Below are 23,872 nucleotides of genomic sequence, written 5' to 3' on the forward strand. Positions count from 1 at the left end.
ACAGCCGGCGCATCGACTCCCGTCACCGGCGTGGCATCGCTGCACGGTCGTGCCGAGGTCGTGTCCGGCGTCGGGAGGCTGCTGGCGGACGCCCGCGGCGGTCGCGGCGGTGCGATGGTCGTCTGCGGCGGCGCCGGCATCGGCAAGACCGCCGTCCTCCAGCGAGCCGTGCAGGCGCACGGCCAGCGGATGCGGGTGCTCGCCACCTCCGGCAACCCGGTGGAAGGACATCTGGACGGCGCCGCGCTGCACCTGATGCTGCAATCGGTTGCCGAGGAGCTGGACCGCCTGCCCGCCGCCTCGGCCGGAGCGCTGCGCCGGTTGACCGGGCTGGAGCCGCCGCGAGCGGATCCCCCGGCGCTGATCGCCGATGCGATGCGTGCGCTGCTGGCCGATCTCGCCCGCGACACGCCCGTGGTCTGCGTCGCCGACGACTGGCAGTGGCTGGACGAGCTGAGCGCTTCGGTGCTGTCCGTCCTGAGCGAAAGGCTCGACGACCTGCCCGTCGCGCTGCTCGTGGCGACCCGCGGCACGGGCGGGCAGAGCCCTCTCCAGGCGCTACCGCACCTGCGGCTCGCTGGACTCGACGACGAGGCGGCACGCCACCTGATCGATGAGCTGTCGCCGGTGCGCGTGGATCCGGCGGTCGTGGACCGCATGGTCGCCGAGTCCGCCGGGGTGCCGGCGCTGCTGTCGGACGAGATCGACCCGGCGCCGCCGGGCCTGGCCTGGGTGGCGGGTTTCGGTTATCCGCGCTCACCGGCCCCGGCCGCGCTGCCCGCGTCACTCGGTCGAGCGCTGGACGGTCTGCCCCCGTCGTCGCGACTGCTGATCGCCGTGGCCACGGCGGACCCCACCGGTGACCCGGCGGTGTTCCGGCGCGCGGCCGGACTGCTCGGTCTCGGCGACGGCGACATCGCCGGCCTCGGCCTGCGGGGCTTGCTGACGATCCGCGACCGGGTGTGTTTCCCGGACTCCGGCGTACGGCGACGCCTCTACGCGGCAGTGTCGCTGTCCGAGAGGCGGGAGGCCCATCGGGTTCTCGCGGCCGCCTACGACCGGCCCGCCGATCGGGACCGCCGGGCCTGGCACCGGGCGCTGGCGCAGGAAGCTCCCCTGGACACACTCGCGGGTGAGATCGTCGCGGCCCTCGACACGGCGCGCGGCCGTGGCGGCCATCCGGCCGTGGCGGCCCTTCTGGTGCATGCGGCCCGGTTGTCGACCGGCGTGCGCGACCGCAATCAGCGTCTGTTGCAGGCCGCTGACGCGCGCCGGGCCGCCGGTGACTTCGCCGGGGCGGCCGAGCTCGTCGACGTGGTACGGCACCACGCTTCCGACAAGCAGCTCCGGCTGGTCGCCGCCGCGGTGGGGGCACGTGTCGCCTTCGAACAGCGCCGCGATCTCGACAGCGCACGGGCACTGCTCGCCGCGGCCACCGGCGCCGCCGAGGCCGGATTGCCGGGTGCGGGCGTCGTGCTGCGCGACGCGCGCGCCGCGCTGAGCAGCCTGGGCCGGCCGGGCACGGTCGCCACGCCGTCGACGAAATTCGGCCGTCTGACCGGCCACACCCCGTCGCTGTCCGGCTTCGCTGCCTGCTGGGGGCCCTGGCACGCGTACGGGTCGTGGCCCAGCAGCGACAGGCCGGATCCCTCGGACAGGGGTCAGTCCGTCGAGCATGCCGAGCAGCGGCTGCGAGCGGCCCGGGATGCCGGGGACCTGGCCGGGATGCCCGACGCCATCGCCTGCCGGGCCGTCGGCCACCTGTTACGCGGTGAATTCGACGCCCTCGACCGGCTCGCCGCGGAGGGCGAGCGGATCGCCGTCCTGCTCGGCATGCCCGCGCCGGCACACCTGCGCCTGATCGCGGCGGCGTGGCACGGTGACGAGCTCAAAGTTCGCAGGCTGACCAACACGGTACGGGTGTCGGCCCGGGCTCGCGGTGACGAGCGGCTGCTGGCCGTCGCGGCCTACGCCCAAGCGGTGCTTCTGAACGCGGGCGGCCGCTACGCCGAGGCGCTGTCCGCCTGCCAGGAGACGGATCCGGCCGCCGGCGGTCTCGCGCTGTGGCTGCCGCTGGAGCTGGCCGAGGCCGCCGTCCGCGCCGACCGGCTGGACCAGGCGAAAGCCGCCGTCGCCCGGCTCGTCGCGAGCGGCTCCCGTGCCGAGACCGCGGTCGGCCGCGGTTCGATCGCGCTGGGCCGTGCGCTGATCAGCGGCGAAGCCGAGGCCGACGAGCAGTACCGCGCCGCCATCGCCGAGCTGTCCGGCGGCCATGGCGTCGCGCTGCTGGCCCGCGCTCACCTGCTGTACGGCGAATGGCTGCGCCGGGAGGGCCGCAAGGGCGAGGCCCGCACCCACCTCACGACCGCTGAGACCAGCCTGGCCCGCCTCGGAGCCACGACGTTCGCCGCGCGGGCACGCCGGGAGTACTCAGCGACCGGGCGGCGCCCCCGCGCCCGGCGTCCGGACGCGACCGGGACGCTGACCGCGCAGGAGGCGATCGTCGCGGAACTGGTCGCTTCCGGCGCGACGAACCGGGAGATCGCCGAGATGCTGTTCCTGAGCCTGCGGACGGTGGAAGCTCACATGCGGGCCATCTTCGCGAAGCTGGCAATCACCTCGCGCCGGCAGCTGGTCAGCCGCAAGCCCCCAGCCGAGGCCGCGACACCGTCCGCAGTACCGCCCGCTGGGTGAAGGGATCGCCGCGTCTGCGTCCGGGCGGCCTCGCCGAGCCCATGCCGCGTCACGATCGGTGACTGTCCACGGGGAGCGTTACGGGGTGTGCGGCATTCTGCGGGGCCTCCCACGTCCGCGGCTTTCCGGAAAGCGCCGGCTTTACCCCGGATGCCGGCACGCCAGGTGACGATCCGGAAGTCGGGCGGCCGCGAGGCGCCACATCACCTCGAAGTAGCCGCTCACCAGCGCTGACCCCAAGATCTACTATGCTAGTGGCATTGCGGCCTTCCGAGCCGTAGCCGAGCACGGCTACCCCAGCTTGATCACATGCCTGAGCTACGGCTGGGCCTTCCGAGCCGTAGCGGAACACGGTTATCTCGGCGTGATCACAGGCCTGAGCTACGGCTCGGCCTTCCGAGCCGTAGCGGAACACGGTTATCCCGGCGTGATCACAGGCCTGAGCTACGGCTCGGCCTTCCGAGCCGTAGCGGAACACGGTTATCCCGGCGTGATCACAGGCCTGAGCTACGGCTCGCCAAGCCCCAATGCCACTTGGCTTAACGTGACCATGGGTGCGAGCTCCGCAGGCCCGCGAGATCCGGGCCTGCGGGGGTGATAGGTCGCCGGGGTGGGGTCCAGTCGTGCAGCCGGGTCGTCCCGCTGTCGCGAGGGTCGCCGCTGAGGCGGGTCGACCGGTTCGCCTAGCCTGCCCGGTTCGCCTAGCCTGCCCGGTTCGCCTGGCCTGCCCGGTTCGCCTGGTCATCTGGTTCGCCAGGTCACCCGGAGCGCCCGGTCGCCCGCAGCTCGCCCGCTGAGTGAAGGAATCGCCGGTTCTGCGTCCGGGCGGCTCATCGAGCCCATGCCGCGTCACGATCGGTGACTGTCCAGAGGGAGCGTTACGGGGTGTGCGGCATTCTGCGGGGCCTCCCACGTCCGCGGCTTTCCGGAAAGCGCCGGCTTTGCCCGAGATGCCGGCACGCCAGGTGACGATCCGGAGGGGTAGTCGAGCGGCTGCGAGGGGCGGCCACATCACCCGGGCTGCCACGCCGCCAGAACCATAGGTAGAGATCACCGATGCGTGGCCACGGTCGTGCCGACACCCTGGTTCAGCAAGAAGAACTGTTCAGGGGGAGGCATCCTGCGGCGCTGCGCGACCGCGGGGCGCCGGAAAGTTCGACGTGGCTGATGGTGAACATGACAGACGCGGGTAGTCCCGTGCGGCAACAGTGGCAGCAGCGGCACGACGGCCGCGACGCGGCCCGGCGAAGCGATGCCGCCTATCGCGAGTACGTGTCGGCGCGCATGGACGGCTGGCGGCGCACCGCGTACCTGCTGTGCCGGGACTGGCACCTGGCCGACGATCTCGTGGCCACCCTGCTGCTCAAGGTGTTCCAGCACTGGGCCACCATCGCGGCCGTGGAGAAGCCGGACTCGTACGTGCGCCGCATCCTCCTGCGCACGGCGCTCGACGAGCGGCGCCGGGCCTGGCAGCGCGAGCTGCCGGTGGGGATCGTGCCCGAGCGGGCCGCCGCCGTCACCGGCACGGATCTCGTCGCGGACCGGCAGACGCTGGTCGCTCTGGTGGCCGCACTGCCGCCGAAGCGGCAGCGCATGATCGCCCTGCGCTATCTCTGCGACCTGTCGGTCGAGGACACTGCCGCGTGGCTGGGCTGCTCGGTGGGCAACGTGAAGAGTCAGACGTCACGGGCCTTGGACACGTTGCGATCCGGCCTGCGCGAGCAGGCGCACTGACCGGGTCGGCGACCGCCCCCGGGCGATCCGGGAGCGGGCCGCCCGGCTGCGACGAGACAGCCGGGCGGCCCCGTGGCTCAGAAGTACGAACGCAGGGTCCCCTGCCGCCGGACGTCCGCGGTGACGCAGTGGAAGCATCCGCCGAAGCGCATCACGTTGCGGAACGGCACCGGCACCGGTTCCATGTCCCAGTCGGCGAACAGATCGATCAGCGGCTGTTCGCCGGCCTCGACCACGACGCGCCGCTCGTCCAGCATGAACACGTTCATGCTGACCCAGGCACTGGACATGTACAGCTCATGGTCTTTCGGCAGGGCCGGATCCGGGGCGTACCGGATGTCCCAGGAGTCGAACATGGCCGGCGCCGACTTCACCCGGTTCGGGTTGAGCAGCAGCTTGCCGGGCGCCAGTGGCATGAACGACGCGTCGATGTGCATCGGCGACGGATCGGTCACGTCGATGACGTGCACGGTGTACTCCTCGCCGATGTGCCGGGCCACCCAGTCGATGCCGAGCTGGTTGGTGACGTGGCTGCGCTGGGCGAAGATGTCGGTGCCGCAGCGGATGAAGTCGGCGGCGTCGAACGTCGGCTCGAACTCGGTCGTCAGGTACCGGCCCGACTCGTACGGCCGCTCGGTGTCGTACCCGGCGTCGTAGATGTCGTCGGTGAGCTGCGGCTTGGGCGCGCTGATCCACCGGGCGCCCCGGCGGAAGTAGTCGGTGAGCAGGCCGCGGTACGCGTCGATCTCGAAATACCGGGACCGCCAGGCCATCGGCGCCTCGATGATGGTGTCGCCGACGACGAGCAGCAGGTCGCGCGGCATCGCGCTGTACAGGCCGCCCGGGCTGCGCCAGTTCGGGGTGGCGAACGGCCGCCGATGGTCGACGGCGTCGGGCCGGACCACCCGCACACCGAGCCCGGTGAGGGTGTTCGCGAAGCCCTCCAGCTCGGCGACGGCGGCCGCGGCGTGCTCGGCGGGCCAGGGCCGGCCCGCCGAGTTGCGGAACAGCTGTTCGGAGCGGGCCGGCATGGTGGCCTCGACGGCCACATCCCATTCCGGTACGGCGGCGCCGTCCATCACACCGACGATGACCTCTTCGAGTGGGTCCCACTCGTTGTAGGAGCTCACCGCGGGTGTGGTGAGGTTGTTCTCGGACACGGTTCTCCTCTGTGGAGGGATGGGAACAGTTGCGGGAAAGCGTCAGACGGCGGTCAGGCGAGCGTCGGCCTGCCGTTGCAGGTCGTCACGGCCGAGGATTTCGGCGTCCGGGACGGCGTCGGGCAGCGCGTCCTCGAGCAGCCGCAGCCGCGGGTTGTACCAGCCACGCAGCGTCCAGCCGATCAGCAGCAGGCCGCTGACCACGATCACCAGGGCCAGGCCACGGCCGGGGCCGGTGCCGAGGAGCGCGCCGGCCGTGCCGGCCAGCGCGGCGTCCGGTTGCAGCGCGTCGCGGAACAGCCGGTCGGCCAGGGGGCCGACCAGCACGTACCCGATCGGCATGGTCAGGTTCATCGCGGTGATGAAGATGGCCAGCACCCGGCCCTGCAACTCCAGGCCGACCTTGGTCTGGACCAGGGCGATCCAATGGCCGTTGATCAGCGATTCGGTGGCCGACAGGCCGAACATGCCGACCACCATCAGCCACGGCCGGCTGCTCAGGCCGATGGCAGTCAGGGCGAGGCTGCTGACACCCATGAAGACGATCATTCCGGTGGCGCGGCGCCGGGTGCCGCCCCACACGCTCATCACCAGCCCGCCGACCAGAGCGCCGAGGCCGCCCGCGGTGAGCACCAGGCCGAGCGTGGCGACGTCGTGCTCGATCAGAATCATGGGGGTGATCAGCGCGAAGCCGATCGTGTAGATGAGGTGGTCGACGACGAAGAACCGCAACGCGGCGGTCAGGCCGGGTCGCCGCGCCACGTACCGCCAGCCGTTGCGGATCTGCTGGGTGACGGTCTCCTCCCGGCGGCGGAACAGCCGGTCGGGGAACCGGACCATCAGCAGGGTGACCGCGGCGACAGCGAACGTCGCGGCGTCCACGAGCAGCAGCTGCGGCGTGCTGAGCAGGCCGAGCAGACCGGCCACCAGCATCGGCGCGAACAGGGCGCCGGCGCCGACGCCGAGCTGGCCGATGCCGGTGGCGTGGCCGAGGAACGGCTTCGGCACCAGCTGCGCCATCGCCGCCAGATAGGCCGGCCGTTGGAAGGCGGTGGCCAGCGACGTCAGCGCGCACAGCAGGTAGACATGCCACATCCGCAGCTCGCCGCCGCTCATCAGGGCGATCAACGCGATGGTGGCGAGGCCTGCCGCGCCGTCGGAGGCGAGCATCACCAGCCGCCGGTCATAGCGGTCGGCGACCGCGCCGGCGACCGGACCGGCGAGGATCCCGGGCAGCAGGGCGACCGCGGTGACGAACGCGAAGTCGGTGATCCGCCCGGTCTGCTGGTACACCCACAGGCTGAGCACCAGCTGGCTGAGGCTGCTGCCGACCATCGACACGAACTGGCCGGTCGCGACCACGGCGAACCGTCCGAGACTGGGCTGTGGCGCCTCGGGATCCGCCGCGGGTGCGGGGTCCGGCGCCGCGGCCGGCGCCGGATCGGTTCCGCCGGCCCACCGCACGATGCGCCGCGCCAGCTCGGCGGCCTGGTGCTTGAGGAAGAAATGCCCGGCTTTCGGCAGCACGGCCAGGCTCACGTCCGGGCCGAAGTGCTCCCACTCGTGGAAGCGTTCCTGGTACAGCTCGGTGACCCGGTCGCGCTCACCGACCACGCTCAGGATCGGGATCGGCAACCGCTGCGGGTCAAGGCGCAGCGTACGGGTGAAGTACTCCTCGGTGTCGCGGACATCGTGCCGTACCGCGCGCAGCACATGAGCTTGCTCATGTTCGTCGATGACCTCGGTGAAGCCGCCGCGGGCGCGCAGGAACTCGAGGTATTCCCGGTCCGAGACGAGGCGGTTGACCGGAAGCCGGCGGTACGCCCAGTCGAACAGCTTGCCGGGCAGCCGCGCCACCGGGAACCCGGCGCCGATCACCAGGCCGGCGACGTCGCGACCGGACTCGTGCAGCCGGCGGGCGAGCTCGACGGCGATGGCCGAGCCGTGGCAGTGGCCGTAGACGTACAGCGGGCCCGGGATGCCGGCGAGCTCGTCGAGACAGCGGCTGACGATCTCGGCTCCGGGCAGCAGTGGCTCGTCCGGGCGGCTCCAGTCGTGACCCGGGCTCTGCAACGCGTACAGCGCCCAGTCGCCGGGCAGCGCCGACGCCAGCGGTTCGAAGGCGATCGCGCCGCCACCGGAGTAGGGCACGCACACCAGGGTCGCCGTCGTGGCGGGCCGGTGCGGGGTGAGCCGGTGCAGCAGCCGGTCCGGCTCCGGTTCCGCGGCCGGAGCGGCGAGGTGCTCGGCGAGCCGCCGCACTGTCGAACAGCGGTAGAGATCGAGCAGCGCCACCCGTACGCCGGTGACCGGCTCGATCGCCCGGACCAGCCGCAGGGCGGTGAACGAGTCCCCGCCGAGGGCGAAGAAGTCGTCGTCGAGACCGACCGCGTCCACGCCCAGCTCCGCGGCCCACACCGTGGCGAGCCGGCGTTGCAGGTCGGTGCCGGCCTCGCCGCCGGCCGCCGGTGCGGCGCTCTCCGGCGGTGGCGGCAGGGCGGCACGGTCCAGCTTGCCGTTCGGTGACACCGGCAGGGCCGGAAGCGTGACCAGCGCCGCCGGCACGGCGTAGTGCGGCAACGTGTCGTGCAGCAGCCGCCGCAGCGGCTCGGTTTCGAGGTGGCCGTCCGGCACCACATATCCGACGAGCCGGGCGGTGTGCACCGCGACGGCGGCGGCACGTACGCCGGGCAGCGCGGTCAGGGCCGCTTCCACCTCGCCCGTCTCGATGCGGTGACCGTTGATCTTCACCTGGTCGTCGCTGCGGCCGAGGAACTCCAGGACACCGTCGTAGCGGCGACGGGCATGGTCGCCGGTGCGGTACATCCGGGCGTGCGGATGCCCGGCGAACGGATCGGGGTGGAACCGCTGGGCGGTCAGCTCCGGACGGCCGTGGTAGCCGGCGGCCACACCGGGCCCGCCGATCCACAGCTCACCGATCACACCGTGCGGCACGGGCTCGCCGTGCTCGTCGAGCACGTACAGCCGGTTGCCCGGGTACGGGTGTCCGATCGGCAGTGGCGCCGACGGCGGCAGGTCGTCGGCGGGGCCGTCGAAGTAGGCGTTGTCGACGGTCGCCTCGGTGACGCCGTAGGAGTTCACCACCCGCGCCTGCGGGCCGAGCAGCGCTCCGGCCCGCCGGTACTCGTGCACGTACCAGCGGTCCGCCCCGCCGGCGAGCAGCCGCAGCCGGGGCAGTGTGACGCCGGTGGACTCGGCGTGCTCGATCAGCCGGCGCAGCACGGCCGGCACCAGTTCGGCGACCGTGACGTGCTGCTCGTCGAGCAGCGCGTGCAGGGCGGCCGGGTCCAGCAGGGTCTCGCGGGGGCAGACGACCAGGTGGGCGCCGGTCGACAGGGCCCGGACCGTCTCACCGACGAACACGTCGAAGGAGAAGCTGGCCGCCTGCAGGTGGACGTCGGCGCCGGTCAGGTCGTACGCGGTGCGCCACATCGCCGCTGCCGCCCGCAGGTTGCCGTGGGTCACCACGACGCCCTTGGGCTGCCCCGTCGTCCCGGACGTGTAGAGCACGTACGCCGGTCGGGCGTCATCGACGCCGCCGCCGGTGGACGGCGCTGAGCCGGGCGCCGGCGGCAGGCTCGTGCAATCCAGTGTCGCTGCGCCGGCCGGCAGGGCGGGCGTCCCCGCGCCGGTGAGCACGACGGCGGCGCCGCTGTCCTCGACCATGTAGCGCAGCCGGCCGGCCGGGTAGTCGGGGTCGAGCGGCACGAAGGCCGCGCCCGCGTGCCACACGCCGAGGACGGCCGCGATCACCAGCGGCCCGCGGGGCAGGCAGATACCGACCCGGTCGCCGGCGCCGACGCCGGCCGCCGTCAGCGCCGACGCGATCCGGGCAGCCGCGTCGTCCAACCGCCCGTAGGTCCAGGTCTCGGTCCCGCACCTCACCGCGGGAGCAGACGGCGTCAGGCCGGCCCGGTCCCGGACGGCGTGGTGCACGGGCGGCTCCGGGGCCGGCCCGGGTTCCGGTGCCGCGAGCAGGTCGCGGCGCTGCCGATCGGGCAGGACGGCGAGCCGGTCCACCCCCGCGTCCGGGTCGGCCACCGCGGCCTGCAACAGCCGCACCAGCTGGTCGAGCAGTCGTTCGATGCTGATCTTCTCGAACAGCTCCGTGGCGTACTCGGCGGTCAGTTCGGGTGTCTCGCGGACCAGGTCGACGGTGATCGTCAGGTCCAGCTTGGTCATGCCCGCGTGGGTGTCGCCGACGTGGGCGACCGTCACCGCCCCTCGGGTGGCTCGCGCGGGCGGGGTGTTCTGGACGATCAGCATGGTCTGCGTCAGCGGGCTGCGGTCGGCGCGCGGAGACACCCCCGCCGCCCGGATTATCTCGGTCAGGGCCAGTCCGTCGTGGCTCAGCGCCTCGCGAGCGGCCACGGTCGCGCGCTGGAGCACCGTGCGGAAGGATGGCTCTCCCGACAGATCCGTGCGCATCGGCAGGACCGTGATGAAGGCGCCGACGGTCGACTCCCGCTCCGGGTCGGTGCGGTGCGCCACCGGGGTGAGCACGGTGATGTCGCTGTGCCCGGTCTGCCGCCGGATCAGGGTCTGCACGGCGGCCAGCACCACCGCGTACGGGGTGCTCGCCGCCTCGGCCGCCAGCTCCCGCACGCCGGTGAGCAACTCGGCCGGCAGCGGCCGGGCCAGTTTGACGCCCGCGAAGGACCGCATCGCCGGCCGCGCCCGGTCGGCGGGCAGCTCCACGCCGGTGTCCAGGCCACCGAGCCGCTCGGCCCAATGCGCGCGCAGCCGGTCGCGTTCGGCGGACTGTGCCAGGATCTGCTCGGCGTGCAGATGCCCGGTGTAGCTCGCCGGAACCGGCGGGTCCTCCCCGGCGAGCAGCGCGGCGAGGTCGTCGGCCACCACCGCCGCCGACCAGCCGTCGAAGACGGCGTGGTGAACGGCCAGCACGAGTTCCCACTCCCCGGCGCCCAGCCCCAGCACGGTGGCCGCCAGCACCGGCCCGCGGGACAGGTCGAAGACGGTGCGGCCCCGCTCGGCACGCAACCGCTGAGCCTCCGCCTCCCGGTCCGGGACGGTGAGCGCGGTCAGGTCCCGTACCTCGACCGGCACGGTGGGGGTGTCCCCGACGACCAGCACCGGCCCGGTGTCGCCCTCGCGGATCACCGCGCGCAGGGCGTCGTGCCGGTCCGGCAGCCGCCGCACGGCCGCCACGATCGCGTCCGAGCCGGTAGCCCCGCTGATCCGGTACCGGATGCCGAGAGTGTTCATCGCGGTGCCGGGCAGAAGCTGCTCGCCGAGCCACGCGTCGCGCTGGAAGTCGGTCAGGGCCGGCGGCCCGGCCGGTTCCGGCGCCGGTCCGGCGTCGTGCGGCGCCCGCTGCGGGCCGGCGGATACCAGGCCGGACAGGCCGGCGACAGTGGGATGCGCGTACAGGTCGGCGAGGGTGACGAGGGCGCCGAACCGGCGCTGTATCCGGGTCAGGACCTGGACCGCGGCCAGCGAGTGCAACCCGAGATCGGGCAGCACGTCGTCCGGGCCGGGACGGTGCCCGAGGATCCCGGCGACGATCTCGGCCACCGCCTCCTCGGCCGGTGAGGCATAACCGGTGGCGGAGGCGGCTCGCGGCGCCGCGAGCGCGGTCAGCGCCGCGATGTCGATCTTGTCGCGCCCGGTACGGGGAAAGCCCGTGACCGGTACGAGCGTCGTCGGCACCGCGTGCCGGGGCAGTGTCGCCGCGGCGTGGTCGCGCACGCCGGCCAGGTCCGCGGTGACGTCGTCGACCAGCAGGAACGCGAGCAGGATCTGCCGCCCGTCGTCGTGGTGCACCACCGCGTCACGCACGGCCGGGTGCCCGATCAGCGCGCGTTCCACCTCGGCCGGCTCGACGCGGAAGCCCCGCACCTTGATCTGCCGGTCGATGCGGCCGAGATAGACCAGCCGGCCGTCGCCGAGCTCCCGGACCCGGTCGCCGGTGCGGTAATAGCGCACGCCGTCGCCGAGGGTGCGGAACCGCTCCGCGGTCAGCTGCTCCTGGCCGACGTAGCCGATGGCCACCGTGGGCCCGCCGATGAACAGCTCGCCCGCCTCACCGGGCGCGACCGTGGCGCCGCCGGCGTCGAGGATCCGGGTGAGCACGCCCGGCAGCGGCCGGCCGATCACCGACTGTCCCGGGACCTCCGGTTCGGCGTCCGGTCCGGCCAGCTCGTCCCAGGTGCAGACGATCGTCGTCTCCGTCGGCCCGTAGGCGTTGACGACGCGGATCCGGGCCGCCTGCGGCAGCGCTCGCCACGCGGCCACCCGCTCCGGCCGGACGGCCTCGCCGCCCATGGTGACCAGCCGCAACGTCGGTGGCAGCGCGATCGCGTCGCTCGCCAGCGCGTCCACCATCTCGTGCCAGTACGCGGTGGGCAGGTGCAGCACGGTGAGCCGCAGAGCGGCGCACCGCTCCAGGAACCCGGCCACCGAGGAGATCATGGCGTCGTCGCGGATCACCACCGTGGCGCCGGCGGTCAGCGGGGGCAGGATCTCCTCGATGCTCGCGTCGAAGGCGATCGAGACGAACTGCAGGACCCGGTCGTCCGGGGTGTACCGGTAGCCCGCCGCGTCGACCCGGCAGAAGTGACGCAGGGAGTCGCGGGACACCGCTACGCCCTTGGGCCGGCCGGAGGTGCCCGACGTGTGGATGACGTAGGCGGTGTCCCGGCCGGTCGCCGTCGCCGGCGGCGCGACCGCCGAGCCGGCGCCCGTGGCCGGCGGCGGCAGGCAGGTCAGCCCGACAGCGGCGAACGGCGCCTCCCGGCCGGCGGCCACCACCACGGTGGTGACGCCCGTGCCGTCGGCGGTCCGGCGCAGCCGGTCGGCCGGATCGGCCGGGTCGAGCGGGACGAAGGCAGCGTCGGCGAGCAGGATGCCCAGCATGGCGAGCACGGTTCCGGCGCCGCGTTCGGCGGCCAGGCCGACCACGTCGCCGCGGCCGATGCCGTTGTCTCGCAGCTGTGCGGCCAGGGTGCGGGCCCGGGCGTACAGCTCGGCGTAGGTCAGGACGTCGTCACCGTCGACGACCGCGGGATGGCCGGGACGGACGGTGACGTGGTGAACGAGTGAGGACAGCAGGGTGCTCGGCGCGCCGGGTACGGCAGCGGCGATCTCGGGTGCAGACATGAACCGGGTCTCGGTAGGCGACGGTGCGGCAGGAACTATGGAGGCCGCCGATGAACACCCGTCATCCCGTCGATGGCGTGATCGTGCACTTTGGACTCGCCGATCCCGGTGTTCGTGATCATTGATGGAACACTTCGGGGCCGGTGCAACCCCCGGCCCGATGCGACCCTCTGGAGCCCGCGGGCACGCCGCCGATTCCGACCGGTGGGGCTGAGCATCGCCGCGGTGGCTCTGCCCATGGTGGCCGTCACCATGCTTGACGCGAGCGCGGAGCAGGTGAGCCTCCTGGCCGCCGCGGTCTGGCTGCCGGCGCTACTGGTCGGCCTGCCCGCCGCGGTCGCGGCCGACAGGCTCCCCGCGCGAACGTCAGCGTTCCGGAGATGACGGGCAGCTCGTCAGCCTGGGTGCGTGACTCCCAGGAAAACCGCGTCCTACCTCGGCGGCCCGCCACGAAGCAGGCTGGTTCTCGTCAGCGGCAACGATCCGCCAGCAAGACGATCCGCCAGCAAGACGATCCGCCAGCAAGACGATCCGCCAGCAAGACGATCCGCCAGCAACGACGAGAAAGGCTTTGTCACATGGCTACCTGGTTTGTCACCGGCGCTTCCCGGGGCATCGGCGCGGAGATCGCGCGTGCCGCCCTCGCGGCCGGCAACGATGTCGTGGTCGCCGTCCGGGATCCGCGGCGGATTCCCGCGGATCTCCAGCAGTCCCCGGGTGTTCTGCCGGTGGCCCTGGACGTCACCGACAGCGCCGGCATCCCGCGGGCCGTCGATGCCGCGCTCGACCGGTTCGGCAGTATCGACGTGCTGGTCAACAACGCCGGGCGGGGCCTGCTCGGCGCCCTGGAGGAGATCACCGACGCCGAGGCCCGGTCGCTGTTCGACCTCAACGTCTTCGGTCTGATCAACGTCACCCGGGCCGTGCTGCCGGTGATGCGCAAGCAGGGCTCCGGCAAGCTGGTGCACATCGGCTCGCGGTCGGGCTTCGAGGGAGAGCCCGGGGTCAGCCTCTACAGCGCCTCGAAGTTCGCGGTGGCCGGCGTCAGCGAGGCCCTGTCGGTGGAGCTGGCCCCGTTCGGGATCCAGTCGATGGTGGTGGAGCCGGGCGTGTTCCGCACCGACTTCCTCGACACCAGCTCGCTGTCGGTGGCGGCGAACCGCCTGCCCGAGTACGACGGCACCCCGGCGCACGTGACGCTGGACTGGATCGGCGAGGCCAACCACGCGCAGCTGGGCGACCCGGTCAAGGGTGCCGCGCTGATCGTGGAGGTCGCCACCGGCGACACGCTGCCGAAGCACCTCTACCTCGGCCGGGACACCTTGGAACGGCTCCAGGTCAAGATCGATCAGATCCGCGCCGACGTCGAGCCGTGGCGGGAGAAGTCCGCGGCGACCGCGCACGACGACGCTGCCTGACGGCAGCCGGCCTTTCGCCACCCCGGTACGGTCACGGCCGTGCCGGGGCAGCGGCATTTCCGGGTACGGGCACAGCCGCCCGCAGACGCTCGAACGCCACAGCCGTGGGGCTCGCCGGCTCGGCCTGGTAGACCACGAGCTGCTGATGCGGCGCGCCGTTGACAGTGAACGCCGAGAACGCGATGTGCAGGTCGCCCACCTGCGGGTGCCGCAGGTGTTTGCCCTCCTGCGACTTGCCTTTGACCTCGTGCAGCCGCCAGAGCCGGGCGAAGTCGTCGCTGGCCCGCGACAGCTCCTCGACGACCGCGGCGATCCGCGGCGAGTCGGGGTCGAAGCCGTAAGCAGCTCTGATCTCGGCGACACAGCTGTGCGCCGCCCGGTCCCACTCCTGGTAGAAGTCCCGCCCGGCCGGGTCGGCGAACACCATCCGGGCCAGGTTGTCGAACCGGGTGAAGCCGCTGTGCAGGGCCGTCGCCATGGCGTTGGCGGCCAGCACGTCGAGGGCGGGGCCGACGACGAAGGCGGGCGTGTTCGCCCAGCCGTCCATCAGTTGCAGGAGCTGTGCGCTGACCGTGTCGGCACGATGGTGCCGGGGCCGCTGCGTGTCGTCGAGGCACAGCCGGTGCAGGTGGTCGGTGGCTTCGGCGTCCAGGCGCAGCGCCAGCGCCACGGCGGTGACGACCTGGGGTGACGGGCGAGTCTCCCGGCCCTGCTCCAGGCGGATGTAATAGTCGGAGCTGACGCCGGCCAGCAACGCCACCTCCTCCCGGCGCAGTCCCGGGACCCGGCGGCGCCCGTACTCGGGCAGTCCGACGTCGTGGGGTTTGAGGGCCTCCCGGCGGGCTCGCAGGAAGTCGCCCAGCGGCGTCTCGTGGCTCATGATCCGAAGAGTAGTTCGCGCCCGGCGGCGGGTGCATGTGACGTGAGCCGGCCCGGCGGCGCCCCGTGCGGAGGGCGCGGCCGGACCGGCTCGTGATCGTTTCCTCGGCGCGCTGCTCAGGCCGCGGCGCGCAGGATGTGCTCGCGGGAGGCGGCCACCTCGTCGCGCAGCGCCGCCAGATCCACGTCGAGCAGCCGCCCGCCCCACTTACGGACCTGACCGGCGATGAACACGGTGTCGATGTTGCGGGCGTCGGCGCCGAGGACCACGGTGCCGACCGCGTCGTTGAGCGGCATGGTGTTGACGTCCTGAGCGCCGATGACCAGCAGATCGGCCTGTTTGCCCGGGGTCAGGGACCCGGTCACGTCACCGAGCCCGTTGGTGCGGGCGCCCTGCAGCGTGGCGAAGTCCAGCACGTCGGACGTGCTGATCCGCCGCGGCTCGGCGCCGGTGCCGTAGACGGCGTTGACCGCCCGCATCCGCTGGATGGCGTGCAGCGCGCGCATCTGCGTGAACATGTCGCTGGCCAGCGCGACCTCCACGTCGATGCTCAGGCCGGGCCGCACACCGGCGGCGAGGGCCTCGTCCACGGCGGGGATCGCGGTCTCCAGGCCGATCTGGGCGTCCGACGTGGGCGCCAGCGCGATGGTGGTGCCGGTGTCGCCGATCGCCCGCCAGGCGTCGGCCGTCAACCCGGTGGCGTGGATCAGGGTGACGTCCGGTCCGAGCAGTCCCTGCCGCTCCCAGCCCAGGATCGCCTGCGAGGACGGCGTCCCGAAGACGGCGTCGATGCTGACGCCGACGCCCAGCCGCCGGGCGGCCTCGGCCAGCTCCGGGCCGTACGCCAGGGCCGGGCCGGCGATCTCGTCGGTCGCCAGCGTGGCGAGGCGGAAGGTGAGCAGCTTGCTCTCGTACTGCTCGCGCAGCCGGGCCACGTCCGCCGGCCACTGCTTGTCCCAGTCACCGAAGTGCGGCGCCATGGCGGCGTGCACGCCCCGGATGCCGGTGTCCAGCAGGGCCCGCACCGCCTGGTCGGAGTGTTCGGCGGTCCGTGAGTTGTGGGAGAAGTCGAGCATCGTGGTGATGCCGCTGTCGATCGCGGTCAGCGCGGCCAGCCTGGTGCCGACGTACATGTCGTGCGGGCGGTAGGCGGGCGCGTATCCCATCAGGGTGCTCGTCACGTACCCGGCGAGGTCGTCGACGTCGGGCATGAGCCGGCGCAGCTGCGCCTCCCAGGCGTGGCGGTGGGTGTCGACGAAGCCCGGTGTCAGGATCGCGCCGGTCACGTCGATGACGATCGCGTCCTCGGCGTTGATGCCGGCGCCGACGGCGGCGATCGTGTCGCCTTCGATCAGGACGTCACCGGCCGGCAGCACACCGAGGGCGGCGTCCATGGTGACCACTGTGGCGCCGGTGAGCAGGATGCGGCGGTGCGGCTGGGCGGCGGTGGCCCGCAGCCGGGCGAGCTGGGCTTCGCGGTGAGAGTGGTCGGCGTACATGTCGGGGGTCCTTTGCGGTTCGCGGTGGATTGGTCAGCGGCGGGTGAAGCGGTAGCCGGCGTGGTGCAGTTCGCCGTCCTGGAAGGTGCCGAACGCCCAGAAGCCGAGGTCGTCGAGGTAGTCGATGCGGTCACCGGTGATCCAGTAGCGGCCCTGGTAGGCGCTGGCGCGGTCGCCGCGGGCCTCGTCGTAACGGCCGTCGGGCAGCAGCTCCTGCCGGACGAAGTCGTTCTCGTCGACCCACATGCCCCGGTACGGGGTGTCGGCGTCGGTGGGCAGGTCGTCCGGTGCCGCCGTCTCGTCCTTCTCCACCGGGCGTCCGTCCCAGACCGTGACCCGGCCGCCGCTGATCAGCAGGTCCAGGTGGCTCCCCCGGGCCGGGACCGGGCCCTGCGGAGTGTCCGGGGCGTCGTCGAGGCGCAGCACGGCGATGTCGGCGTCCGCGCCGGGCGTCAGCGTGGCGCCGGTGCCGCGGCCGGTGAAGTCCGGCGCGGACGGGAGCACCAGGGTTCCCGCGCAGTCGATGACGATCATGTTGTCGTCGCCCGCCGCGGTGAGCAGGCCGGGACCGACGCCGACGATGACCGAGCCGCCGATGAGCACATCGGCTCGCTCCCAGTCACCCATCAGCGGGTTGCCGGTGATCACCGTGCCGCCGGTCAGCAGCAGCGGACGGCCCGGCTGGTGGAGGATCTCGGTGCGGACCCAGTGGGGCCGGCGGTCCGGGTCGTGCCGGCGGTAGCTGGTCATCGCGGTGTTCCCTTCGAGCGTCGAGCGGCTTACGGCATCGAGCATCGCGACACCGGCAGGGGCTAACCAGGACGAGGCGTTCCTGGGTGTAACGCACCCACCCTCAGCACCGCGGAAGCCGGGCTCCGGCGCCTAACCTCAAGGGCGTGACATCGACCGAGGGCCGTGCGGCGGGCGAGCTTCTCCGGTCTCGCCGGGAACTCCTGACCCCGGACGCGGTCGGGCTACCGAGGGCCGGGCGGCGGCGGGTGCCCGGGTTGCGCCGGGACGAGGTGGCGATGCTGGCCGGGATCAGCCCCGGCTACTACGCGCGGCTGGAGCGGGGCGAGGCGGCCCGGCCCGCACCGCACGTGCTGGACGCCGTCGCGCACGCGCTGCGGCTGGACGAGCAGGCCACCGCGCAGTTGTACCGGTACGCCCGGCCGCGGGCGCGACCACGACGCCCGGCGGGCGCTGCCGAACCGGTCCACGCCGGCCTGCGGCGGCTGATCGAGCAGGTGGGTTCGCTGCCGGCGTTCGTTCTCGGCCGTACCCAGGATGTTCTGACCTGGAACGCCCTCGCTGCCGCGCTCTTCTCCGGCTTCAGCCGGCACGACAACATGGTGCGGATGCTGTTCCTGGATCCCGCGACGGACACCTTCTACCGCGACCCGGCGCGGGCCCGGCGCCGGGCGGTGGCCGACCTGCAGCGCGTCGCGGCGGAGGCGCCGCACGACCGGCGGGTGCGGGACCTGGTGGGAGAGCTCGCCGTGTGCCGCGCGTCGTTCCGGGCGCTGTGGGCGCGTACGGATCTCGCGGCCGTTCCGGTGGGCGGCATCGAGCAGATCCAGCACCGTGGCGTCGGCGCCCTGGAACTCCACCGCGAGGCGTTCACCGTCCGTGGGATGGCCGATCAGCAGCTGGTGATTCTTCATCCGGAGCCGGGTTCGGCGTCCGCCGACGCGCTCGTGCTGCTCCGGGCCATGGCCGGCGAGCCGGACCGGTGACCCGGGCGGGCCGCGGAACGTCACGGCGGCAGCGACGCCGGCACCCACTCGGCCCGCGCCGCAGCCGGCCGGGAGCGTCAGAAGACGGTCGACCAGTCGTCGCGGACGCTGACCACCGTCCACCCGTGACGGCCGGCCTCCTCCAGCGCCTTCTCCGCTCCACTGGTGTAGGCGAACTCGCGGTCCGCGTCGTCGTGCAGCACGAGCAGCCGCAGGAACGGCTTGCCGGCGTGCTGGCTGAAATGCAGCATCGGGATGTCGCCGTTGGAGTTCCCGGCGGCCAGCAGCGGGCGGCGGCCGACCCGGTTCCAGATCCGGACCGGCTTCTCCGGGCCGTCGTCCAGGTAGTCGAGCTCCGCCTTGTGGTAGATCGTGCCGCCGGCGGCGTCCTCGCGGTAGTCCAGCGCCACGCTGCTGCCGATGACCCGCTCCCGCGGGATGCCGTAGACCTCCTGGCTGATCGGCCGCATGAAGTCGCGGCCACCGCCGGAGGCGATGTAGTTGGCGAAGCCGTTGACCGTCAGGAAGTCGAGCAGCTCGACCATCGGCTGGTAGGCGCACCGGAGGTATCCGCGTCCCAGCGTCGGATGGTCGGTCTTCCGGAGGAACTCGTCGGACCGGGCTTCGAACTCCTGCACCGAGATGCCGTCGTACGCCGCGAGGATCCCGCCGGCGACGATCCGGACGTTGCTGTCGTCGCCGGCGTAGTGCTCGGTGAGCACGGCGCCCAGCCACTCGCTGTCGCGTTCGTACGCCGCCTTCCACGGCTGGCGGCCGCGCAGCGCGGGATCGGCCTCGGCCATCTCCACGAACCGCCGCAGGATGAAGTCCAGTTGGATCGGCAGTGGCTTCTCGCACCACAGTGTCCCGTCGTTGTCGAAGACCGCGACGCGCTCCTCGACCGGCACTTCGGCCGTAACCCGTTCGACGAAATCGAGGATCGCGGCCCGGGCGGGCCCGTCCTGCCAGCTGGGGAGTGGTGCCTGCGCCGTGCGGCTGTCATCAATGGTCACCCGCCGAGCATCGGCCACCGTACGCCGTCCGGCCTCACCCCGAGGAGGTGAACCTCCCGTCGCTGACTCACCCGCATGGGATGAGGCGGCGGGGGTGACGGCCATCGTTCACTCGGTGGGTGCCGGACACCAAACCAGCGGCGAAGGAGCGACCACGAATGCCCACCGAGCGTCCGAATATCTTGGTTATCTGGGGCGACGACATCGGGATCTCGAACCTGAGTTGTTACAGCGACGGCTTGATGGGCTACCAGACGCCGAACATCGATCGGATCGCCGAGGAAGGCGCTCGGTTCACCGACTACTACGGCGAGCAGAGCTGCACCGCCGGGCGGGCGGCCTTCATCTGCGGGCAGAACCCGATCCGTACCGGGCTGACCAAGGTGGGGATGCCGGGAGCGCCGGTCGGCCTGCAGGCCGAGGACCCGACCATCGCCACCGCGCTCAAGGCACACGGGTACGCGACCGGCCAGTTCGGCAAGAACCACCTCGGCGACCGGGACGAGCACCTGCCGACGATGCACGGCTTCGACGAGTTCTTCGGCAACCTGTACCACCTCAACGCCGAGGAGGAGCCGGAGCTCGCCGACTACCCCACGCCGGAGGAACTGCCCAACTTCCACAAGAGGTTCGGCCCGCGCGGGGTCATCCACTCGTGGGCGGACAAGGACGGCACCCAGCGCATCGAGGACACCGGCCCGCTCACCAAGAAGCGGATGGAGACCGTCGACGAGGAGTTCTTCAGCGCGGCGGCCGGATTCATCCGGGACAGAGCAGCCGCCGACGAACCGTTCTTCGTGTGGTTCAACAGCACCCACATGCACTTCCGTACGCACGTGAAGCCGGAGAGCCGTGGTCAGGCCGGCCGGTGGCAGTCCGAGTACCACGACGCGATGGTCGACCACGACAAGCTCGTCGGCGACCTGCTGAACCTGCTCGACGAGACCGGCATCGCCGAGAACACCATCGTGGTGTACTCCACCGACAACGGCCCGCACATGAACACCTGGCCGGACGGCGGGATGACCCCGTTCCGCGGGGAGAAGAACTCGAACTGGGAGGGCGCGTACCGGGTGCCCGCGGTGGTGCGGTGGCCGGGCCGGATCGCCCCCGGCACCGTGTTCAACGGGATCGTCAGCCACACCGACTGGTTCCCGACCCTGCTCGCCGCCGCCGGCGTGCCGGACATCGTCGACCAGCTGAAGACCGGCGCCGAGCTCAGCGGCACCCGCTACAAGGTCCACCTCGACGGCCACGACCAGACCGGTTACCTCACCGGCGAGGCCGAGGAGAGCCCGCGCCGGCACTTCTTCTACGTCTCCGACGACGGCGACCTGACGGCCGTACGATTCCACAACTGGAAGCTGGTCTTCCTGGAGCAGCGGGCCACCGGAACGCTGCGGGTGTGGGCCGAGCCGTTCACCGAACTGCGCGTTCCGAAGATCTTCAACCTGCGCACCGACCCGTACGAACGCGCCGACATCACCTCGAACACCTATTACGACTGGGTGCTCGACCACGCGTGGATCGTGGTGCCGATGCAGGCGTACGTGTTCAACATGCTGCAGAGTTTCGCCGAGTTCCCGCGGCGGCAGGAACCCGCCAGCTTCAACCTCGACAAGGTTCTGGCCAAACTCCAGGAAGGCATCGGGAGCGCGTGACCGAGTCAGCCCTCTCCCCGTCCACGAGGATCCCGCCGGCGGACGACATGATCTGGGTCCCCGGCGGGGCCTTCCGGATGGGATCCGACAAGCATTATCCGGAGGAGGCCCCGGCCCGGACCGTCGAGGTCGACGGGATCTGGATCAGCCGGACCACCGTGACGAACGCCGCCTTCGCCGCCTTCGTCGCGGAGACCGGCTACCGGACCGTCGCCGAGCGCCCGCTGGACCCGGCCGACTTCCCCGGCGCGCCGGCCGAGAACCTGGTGCCCGGGTCGATGGTCTTCGTCGGCGCCCCGGGCCCCGTCGACCTGCGGCACCTCAGCCAGTGGTGGGCGTGGACACCGGGCGCCTGCTGGCGGCGCCCGGAGGGACCGGCCAGCGATCTCCGCGGCCGTGCCGACCATCCCGTGGTGCACATCGCCTACGAGGACGCCGAGGCGTACGCGACCTGGGCCGGCCTCACGCTGCCCACCGAGGCGCAGTGGGAGCACGCGGCCCGCGGCGGCCTGGAGGCCGCCACCTTCACCTGGGGAGACGAACCCGAGCCGGCCGGCGAGCGCCGGGCGAACTACTGGCACGGCGACTTCCCCTGGCGTGCCGAGCGGGGCTACGGAACGACCATGCCGGTCGGCTCGTTCCCGCTGAACGGATACGGGCTGGCCGACATGGCCGGCAACGTCTGGGAGTGGACCCGGGACTGGTACGCCGAACGGCGCTGGACCGACATCTCACCGTGCTGCGCCCCCCGCGATCCCCGGGGCGGGCAGCGGGAGCAGAGCTACGACCCCGCGCAGCCGCAGGTCCGGATCCCGCGCAAGGTGATCAAGGGCGGATCGTTCCTCTGCGCGGACAGTTACTGCCTGCGCTACCGCCCCGCCGCGCGGCGCCCGCACATGGTCGACACCGGCATGAGCCACCTCGGCTTCCGGTGCGTCGCACCGGCCAGCCCCTGATCACCCCTCCGAGGACGCCGGTTAGGACCGCACGGATCTTCATCGCTGGCTTTCTTTGCGGGCGGTATGGCCGTTGTCTTAACTTGGACATCGACCCAGGCCGGTCCAAGTCTCGATGTTGGCGTGTCGGTGATGGCGGTCGCCATGACTTGCACCGCGCTCATCGTTCAGGGAGTTGATTTCCGACGAGATCGACTCCGTCGGTCAAGCCGCATCAAGGGCATGTGCTGGATTGAAACGCCGCCAAGTCGTACGCGCTGGCGAGGTGAACCGGAGGCGCGATGCGCACCCCGTGCCTCGGTCCTCGCTTCGTCACGCCGGGCGCCAGATGCGTAACAGGTAGCGTTCGACGCCGCTCCCTTGTAGCTGCAGAGCGTCGGCGGCTGGGCCGTCGGCGGCTCCGAGCGCTGCGGCGATCCCGACTGCCGCAGCGGCGGCCTCGTCGCGGCCGCGGTGATAGACGCTCACGGTGTGCCGACCGGGGCCTTCTGGGACTTCGATGTTGTCGATGACCTTGCCGAACGTGTCACCGGCCAGCAGTTCGCCGGTGGGAAGGTCGATGGTGAAAGTAAGCGGGTGCGACCAGCCCTGGTCCTCGATGGTGTCCGGCGGCCCCTCCCATGTCTCGACCTCAAGGTGTACAAGGGTCAGTTCCTGGGCAGCGGCGATCACGACTTCGTAGTCGGTGGCGGCCGCGACGGTCGTGGCGGCTTCCTCGATCGCGCGGGACCGCCCCTCGGCGGCGTCGGCGTCGATGTCTCGCACCACGATGAGCCGGTACTGCGGACGCAACATCAGCTCGTGCCGGCTGACCTGGGGCACTGATCCTCCTGCGGTGAGTCGGCTGCCGCCGGTCGAGGCACATCACCCATGCCCGTACAACGAATGATGTTGTGCTACAACAACTCTAAGCCCCAGCTCATCTCGCTCGTGGCGCCGATCAGCATGCCGTGCCGACCGCCACCACCAGCGCGTCAGCGGCGACCGGCGGTGGATTCGCGGATGACGAGTTCCGGCTGGAAGACCATGTCCCTTCCTCTCCGATTCCTGTCCTTCACCTCGTCCAGAACGAGCTGCACCGCGGCCCTGCCGATCTCCGCGGCGGGCTGGCGCACGCTGGTCAGCTCGACGGCGCTCGCGGCGCTGGCGAGGTCGGTGTCGTCGAAGCCCACCACGGCGAGATCATCGGGGACTCGTAGCCCGTACCGGGTGAGCTGCTGGATGACGCCGGCCGCGATCAGGTCGTTGGCGCAGAACACCGCCGTGGGCCGCCGCCGGGACGGCAGCCCGGCGAGGCGTGCGCCGACCGCACGCCCGCCGGCGATGTCGGCGTTGCCGGTATCCAGCCACTCCAGCGTGGTGTCCGCCGTCGCGGCGACGCGGGCGGCGCCGTCGTAGCGCTCGTCGCGCCGCCAGCCGGCGAAGGCCAGGCGGCGGTGCCCGTGGTCGAGCAGGTGCCGGGCGGCGATCTCCCCCCCGAGGAGGTCGTCGCTGCGCACCGCGCTGTGCCGGCCGCTGGGCACCTCCCGGGCGAGCACGACGACCGGTGTGCCGCGCTCAGCGATCAGTGTCAGCGCGGGATCGTCCACGTCGTTGGGGGTGATGACGAGCCCGTCGAGGCGCCATTCGGCCAGCCGGTGCAGCAGTCGCTGTTCGCGGGTGTTCTCGCCCAGGCCGGTGTGGAACAGCGCGACCTCGGCGCCGGCCTCGACGGCGGCCTGTTCGGCACCCGCGGCGACCTCGGCGAAGAACGGGTTGCCGAAGTCGAGGACGACCAGGCCGAGGGTCCGGGTGCGGCCGACCCGCAGCGCGCGGGCGGCGGCGTTGGGCACGTACCCGACGGTCTCCATCGCCTGCCGGACCCGGTCCTGGGTCGCCGGGTTCACCAGGTGCGGGCGGTTCACCGTGTTGCTGACCGTCGCGTCGGAGACCCCGGCCACACGGGCGACGTCCCGGATCGTTGCGCGCGCCACCGTCGTCC

Annotated in this window: 15 protein-coding genes; 7 read left to right on the plus strand and 8 right to left on the minus strand. The window is 72.1% G+C overall.

From position 1 onward, the window contains the following. Window positions 1-30 precede the first annotated feature (30 nt). Window positions 31-2,694, plus strand: a complete 2,664-nt coding sequence (locus AB0F72_RS13745; RefSeq protein ID WP_360430078.1) for an AAA family ATPase — start codon at window positions 31-33, stop codon at window positions 2,692-2,694. A 1,176-nt stretch (window positions 2,695-3,870) separates the two neighbouring features. Next, entirely contained in the window at window positions 3,871-4,428 is a 558-nt protein-coding gene (locus AB0F72_RS13750; RefSeq protein ID WP_360430080.1) for a SigE family RNA polymerase sigma factor, read from the plus strand. 77 nt (window positions 4,429-4,505) lie between these two features. Here AB0F72_RS13750 and AB0F72_RS13755 read toward each other — a convergent pair whose 3' ends face one another. After that, window positions 4,506-5,588 carry an amidinotransferase gene (locus AB0F72_RS13755; protein ID WP_360430082.1) on the minus strand — a complete coding sequence of 361 codons (1,083 nt, stop codon included), beginning with the start codon at window positions 5,586-5,588 and terminating at the stop codon, window positions 4,506-4,508. Window positions 5,589-5,630: 42 nt separating this feature from the next. Further along, complete coding sequence (locus AB0F72_RS13760; RefSeq protein WP_360430084.1) at window positions 5,631-12,728, minus strand: amino acid adenylation domain-containing protein; 7,098 nt, start codon at window positions 12,726-12,728, stop codon at window positions 5,631-5,633. Between the two features lie 225 nt (window positions 12,729-12,953). Between AB0F72_RS13760 and AB0F72_RS13765 the strand changes: the two genes are divergently transcribed. Continuing rightward, the gene (locus AB0F72_RS13765) at window positions 12,954-13,112 is read left to right on the plus strand and encodes a hypothetical protein (RefSeq protein WP_360430086.1); all 159 of its coding nucleotides are present in this window, start codon (window positions 12,954-12,956) and stop codon (window positions 13,110-13,112) included. Between the two features lie 194 nt (window positions 13,113-13,306). After that, window positions 13,307-14,146 (plus strand): SDR family NAD(P)-dependent oxidoreductase, encoded by an 840-nt coding sequence (locus AB0F72_RS13770; protein WP_360430088.1) that lies wholly within the window; start codon window positions 13,307-13,309, stop codon window positions 14,144-14,146. Between the two features lie 31 nt (window positions 14,147-14,177). Here AB0F72_RS13770 and AB0F72_RS13775 read toward each other — a convergent pair whose 3' ends face one another. The 3 genes from AB0F72_RS13775 to AB0F72_RS13785 all read right to left on the minus strand — a co-directional run bounded on the left by AB0F72_RS13775 (window position 14,178) and on the right by AB0F72_RS13785 (window position 17,320). Next, a complete protein-coding gene (locus AB0F72_RS13775) occupies window positions 14,178-15,026 on the minus strand; it encodes a helix-turn-helix transcriptional regulator (protein ID WP_360430090.1) in 849 nt (282 codons plus the stop codon). Between the two features lie 116 nt (window positions 15,027-15,142). Further along, window positions 15,143-16,525 carry an amidohydrolase family protein gene (locus tag AB0F72_RS13780; RefSeq protein ID WP_360430092.1) on the minus strand — a complete coding sequence of 461 codons (1,383 nt, stop codon included), beginning with the start codon at window positions 16,523-16,525 and terminating at the stop codon, window positions 15,143-15,145. Between the two features lie 33 nt (window positions 16,526-16,558). Continuing rightward, entirely contained in the window at window positions 16,559-17,320 is a 762-nt protein-coding gene (locus AB0F72_RS13785) for an Atu4866 domain-containing protein (RefSeq protein WP_360430094.1), read from the minus strand. 101 nt (window positions 17,321-17,421) lie between these two features. Between AB0F72_RS13785 and AB0F72_RS13790 the strand changes: the two genes are divergently transcribed. Beyond that, a complete protein-coding gene (locus AB0F72_RS13790; RefSeq protein ID WP_360430096.1) occupies window positions 17,422-18,261 on the plus strand; it encodes a helix-turn-helix transcriptional regulator in 840 nt (279 codons plus the stop codon). Window positions 18,262-18,338: 77 nt separating this feature from the next. Here the strand turns inward: AB0F72_RS13790 and AB0F72_RS13795 are convergent, their stop codons facing one another. Further along, on the minus strand, window positions 18,339-19,274 hold the full coding sequence (locus tag AB0F72_RS13795; RefSeq protein ID WP_360430098.1) for an HAD family hydrolase: 936 nt from the start codon (window positions 19,272-19,274) through the stop codon (window positions 18,339-18,341). A 158-nt stretch (window positions 19,275-19,432) separates the two neighbouring features. Here AB0F72_RS13795 and AB0F72_RS13800 point away from each other — a divergent pair, with 158 nt between their 5' ends. Then, window positions 19,433-20,935 (plus strand): arylsulfatase, encoded by a 1,503-nt coding sequence (locus AB0F72_RS13800; RefSeq protein ID WP_360430100.1) that lies wholly within the window; start codon window positions 19,433-19,435, stop codon window positions 20,933-20,935. Window positions 20,936-20,982: 47 nt separating this feature from the next. Beyond that, a complete protein-coding gene (locus AB0F72_RS13805; RefSeq protein WP_360430343.1) occupies window positions 20,983-21,891 on the plus strand; it encodes a formylglycine-generating enzyme family protein in 909 nt (302 codons plus the stop codon). A gap of 312 nt (window positions 21,892-22,203) precedes the next feature. On the opposite strand, the gene AB0F72_RS13810 is transcribed toward AB0F72_RS13805, so the two are convergent. After that, a complete protein-coding gene (locus tag AB0F72_RS13810) occupies window positions 22,204-22,713 on the minus strand; it encodes a hypothetical protein (RefSeq protein ID WP_360430102.1) in 510 nt (169 codons plus the stop codon). 152 nt (window positions 22,714-22,865) lie between these two features. Beyond that, window positions 22,866-23,864: a LacI family DNA-binding transcriptional regulator gene (locus AB0F72_RS13815; RefSeq protein ID WP_360430104.1), complete on the minus strand. Its 999-nt coding sequence runs from the start codon at window positions 23,862-23,864 to the stop codon at window positions 22,866-22,868. Window positions 23,865-23,872 lie beyond the last annotated feature (8 nt).

The sequence above is a fragment of the Actinoplanes sp. NPDC023936 genome (assembly GCF_040639325.1).
GTDB lineage: Bacteria > Actinomycetota > Actinomycetes > Mycobacteriales > Micromonosporaceae > Actinoplanes.